Annotated in this window: 4 protein-coding genes; 2 read left to right on the top strand and 2 right to left on the bottom strand. The window is 37.7% G+C overall.

From position 1 onward, the window contains the following. Positions 1-308: 308 nt before the first annotated feature. Both petD and petB read right to left on the bottom strand, forming a co-directional pair. Positions 309-791, bottom strand: a complete 483-nt coding sequence (gene petD, locus MW688_RS03790) for a cytochrome b6-f complex subunit IV (RefSeq protein ID WP_486734565.1) — start codon at positions 789-791, stop codon at positions 309-311. A 98-nt stretch (positions 792-889) separates the two neighbouring features. Next, complete coding sequence (petB, locus tag MW688_RS03795) at positions 890-1,558, bottom strand: cytochrome b6 (protein ID WP_486734566.1); 669 nt, start codon at positions 1,556-1,558, stop codon at positions 890-892. Between the two features lie 736 nt (positions 1,559-2,294). On the opposite strand from petB, the gene MW688_RS03800 reads away from it, so the two are divergent. Then, a complete protein-coding gene (locus MW688_RS03800) occupies positions 2,295-2,507 on the top strand; it encodes a BrnA antitoxin family protein (RefSeq protein WP_486734567.1) in 213 nt (70 codons plus the stop codon). Positions 2,508-2,624: 117 nt separating this feature from the next. Beyond that, on the top strand, positions 2,625-3,524 hold the full coding sequence (locus MW688_RS03805) for a Uma2 family endonuclease (protein WP_486734568.1): 900 nt from the start codon (positions 2,625-2,627) through the stop codon (positions 3,522-3,524). Positions 3,525-3,883: the final 359 nt, after the last annotated feature.

A 3,883-nucleotide genomic window follows, 5' to 3' on the forward strand; every position in this document is an offset into this window, starting at 1 on the left:
CTCTCCGGCTTGCGCCCATCTCTCCGGCTTGCGCCCATCTCTCCGGCTTGCGCCCTCATTTATTATGCTAAAAAAACTTCATTTTTGTCTTTTTATTACGAATTCGCCCAATCTACCCTTGTCATCCCTTGAGATATTTTGGACTAAAGTCCAACTACGAACCTCGTTTTTGACTGGAGTATTAGATTCTGAGTTAAATAAAAATCGACCTTTTTTTTGTTCAATTATCTTCATCATCAATAACTGAATCAAAAAAAAGGTCTCCTTGAAAAAATATTTGCTTTTAAAGTTTCCTTCTTCTACTCTTCTTAGAATAAACCTAAGGTTAAAGATTCATCTAGAGGGAAAGTAGCGCCGATACCTAGCCACATGGTTACAATAGTACCGATTAAAAATACTGTAGTTGCTAAGGGACGACGGAAAGGATTTTGAAACTTGTTGACGCTTTCGATGAATGGCACAATCATCAAACCTAGAGGAATAGAAGCCATTGCTGCAATTCCTAAAAGTTTGTTGGGAACAATACGTAGGATTTGGAACACTGGATAGAAATACCATTCAGGTAGAATTTCTAATGGTGTTGCAAAAGGATCTGCTGGTTCTCCTATTATAGATGGGTCTAAAACTGCTAAACCTACACACAAGCCTATAGTCCCTAAAATTACTACAGGGAAAGTGTAGAGAAGATCATTCGGCCAAGCGGGTTCACCGTAGTAGTTGTGCCCCATACCTTTAGCTAGTTTAGCTCTTAACTGAGGATCACTGAGATCCGGTTTTTTTAAAGTAGACATTTTACTCTTGGTTCTCCTTAAAAAGTCTGACGGTATAATTGAGTGATATTCTTATCTCATCACTCCTAATTTTTTTTTGCTGTTACAAATGTTTCAGTTTACAAAGGACCTGATATACCTTGTTTGCGAATCATTAAGAAGTGTAACAACATAAATACAGCAATCATCCATGGTAGTACAAAAGTATGTAGACTATAGAAGCGAGTTAGGGTTGCTTGTCCAACACTAGCGCTACCTCTCATCAATTCTACAATTTGGTCACCTACTACAGGGATGGCCGCGGGAACACCAGAAACGATTTTAACCGCCCAGTAACCAACTTGGTCCCAAGGTAGAGAGTAACCTGTTACTCCAAAGGATACTGTGATTACTGCTAACACTACTCCAGTTACCCAAGTTAATTCACGGGGATTTTTGAATCCACCAGTGAGATAAACACGGAAGGTATGGAGAATCATCATTAGTACCATCATACTAGCAGACCAACGATGAATAGAACGAATTAACCAACCAAAGTTAACTTCGTTCATGATGTACTGAACTGAAGTAAACGCTTCTGTTACAGTTGGCTTATAATAAAAAGTCATGGCGAATCCAGTAGCAAACTGGATTAGGAAGCAAGTCAGGGTGATTCCTCCTAGGCAATAGAAGATATTGACGTGAGGAGGCACATATTTTGAGGTTATGTCATCGGAAATGGCTTCAATCTCTAATCTTTCTTGAAACCACTGATAAGCTTTTGAGTCTGTAACTTGTTTTGTGAACATGAAGCTAGATAATCCTAAATATGATTACTATCGTATTTATGGTTAATTGTTTGGGTTAAGTGAGACTTTTTTTCTTACTCAGAACAAAGCTTTATTACCAAGTAATTAAACTGTTGAATTGGAAAATTCTTAAACTTATGGTTCGGCAGTTTTTCCCTGAATCATTCAGTAGTTATACTGGTAGTTTTTTTCCTTTCCAACTCCAATAGTAGCTTATGACATTGGTGCTTTGATCTAAGTATGAAGTCTTCATTAATTAAACTTAACACAAATTTTTCCAAATTTAATAATTAATTCTTCCTTTTTGGCGATCGCCATTAATTCCCTAAAATACCATAGGCTCAGATCTTGCATCTTTGCCAAAAGTTGCTGATTTACAGAGCGGTAATGAGCGAATGCGAGAATGTATAACGGACATCTCACGATCAGCTCAGAGCAAAGCACCAGAACTTATGTACTAAATTAACCTCAGAAAAAGTTCATTTCTCTTTCGCCTAAAATCGCATCACGCATCAGGAGAACAAAAATACTGAATACGCCTTTAGGGTCAACAAATTTTCAAGGGCGATCGCATTAATTCTTTAACTCATTACTCATTACTCATTACTCATTACTCATTACTCATTACTCAACCCCCACCAGTAACATTAGGTAAAGATGCAAGATCTGAGCTCAAGATGCTATCCTTGATAGGGAACTCTGAAACTTACAATCAAAATGCTGGTGAAGAGAGCTTATGAAGAAGGAGAGTTTTAAGCAACTAACTACAGAACAACAAAAAGAGTTAGAAGCATTATCAAAATTACCAGAAAACGAGATTAATACTCAAGACATTCCTGAAGTTAATGACTGGAGTAATGCAAAAAGAGGTGTATTTTATAATCAAAGAAAACAGCAAATAACACTAAGCTTAGATGCAGATCTAATTACATGGTTTAAGGAAAGCTAAAAGCCGACAATAAAGCCGACAATAATATTGATGTCTCCGGCAACTCCCTTACTTAAATCATTAACCAAACATCAACAAAACCTCAATTTAGATTACACTTCTCTATCAAAAGTAAGTATGACTCAACAACGAGAATCCATCGCTCTTCCCCCACCATTTCCAGATCATACCCAACTCCCCGACTCTGATGGTACCTTCGTGAAAAATTTTCAAGAACATCCCCAAAGTATCATTTTAACTGACTCCCTAGGCCCAATTCTCCGGGAAATTCACCCCGATGGACAATATGCCATCGGTCAAGATTGTGGCATTTATTGGCGAGAAACCGAACCCCCAGAAAAAGGTGCTGAAGCACCAGATTGGTTTTATGTTCCCAATGTACCACCTTTACTTGATGGGCAAATTAGAAGGTCTTATGTGTTGTGGAGAGAACATTTAGCCCCATTGATTGCCTTAGAATTTGCTAGTGGTAATGGGGATGAAGAAAGAGACCGAACTCCAGCAAGGAGCGATAATCAGCAAAAACCAGGGAAATTTTGGGTATATGAGCAAATAATTCGCATACCGTACTATGGAATTTATGTAATTAAAAACCAAGAATTGGAAGTATATCATTTAGTAGATGGTGTCTATGAGAGGATAAATGCCAACGAAAGAGGACATTATCCCTTAGAGAGATTGGGAATAGAGTTAGGATTGTGGAGAGGAAGTTATCAAAATCAACATCAGTATTGGTTAAGATGGTGGAATCAACAAGGAGAGTTACTCCTGACAGGTAGCGAAAGAGCAGAAGTAGAAAAACAACGGGCTGAAGTAGAAAAACAACGAGCAGAAGTAGAAAAACAACGAGCAGAAGCTGAAAAACAACGAGCAGAAGCTGAAAAACAACGAGCAGATACTGTAGAACAATCTGTCAGAGATTCTATACCAAAATTATTAGGAATGGGTTTAAGTATTGAACAAGTGGCTGAAGCCCTATCTCTATCGGTAGAAACAGTTAGACAGTTAAACGGCTAAATAACTATTTTTATAATACAGTGAGAGCGATCGCCTATTAAATATGAATCTGAATTTACTGTGAGTTTATCTCATAGTAAGCTTTAACTCATATCAAAGCACTCCCAAAAAAGTACAGAAATTGGCTAACAGGCGAGAGGGGGAGCTCCGGGAGAGGGGGAGCTCCGGGAGCAGGGGAGAAAGATGGTTTTTAAATATTTGCATCAATATCTCATAATATAACTGATTAAACGGACTTGATATTACTTCCTTACTCATTACTTCCTTACTAATTACTTCCTTACTAATTACTTCCTTACTTCCTTACTCATTACTAATTACTTCCTTACTCATTACTAATTACTTCCTTACTCATTACT

It is taken from the genome of Johannesbaptistia floridana (genome assembly GCF_057440575.1).

Excerpts from the sequence above, each read along its gene's own strand:
- petD (WP_486734565.1), bottom strand. The coding sequence starts at position 791 with ATGTCTACTTTAAAAAAACCGGATCTCAGTGATCCTCAGTTAAGAGCT.
- MW688_RS03800 (WP_486734567.1), top strand. The coding sequence starts at position 2,295 with ATGAAGAAGGAGAGTTTTAAGCAACTAACTACAGAACAACAAAAAGAG.
- petB (WP_486734566.1), bottom strand. The coding sequence starts at position 1,558 with ATGTTCACAAAACAAGTTACAGACTCAAAAGCTTATCAGTGGTTTCAA.
- MW688_RS03805 (WP_486734568.1), top strand. The coding sequence starts at position 2,625 with ATGACTCAACAACGAGAATCCATCGCTCTTCCCCCACCATTTCCAGAT.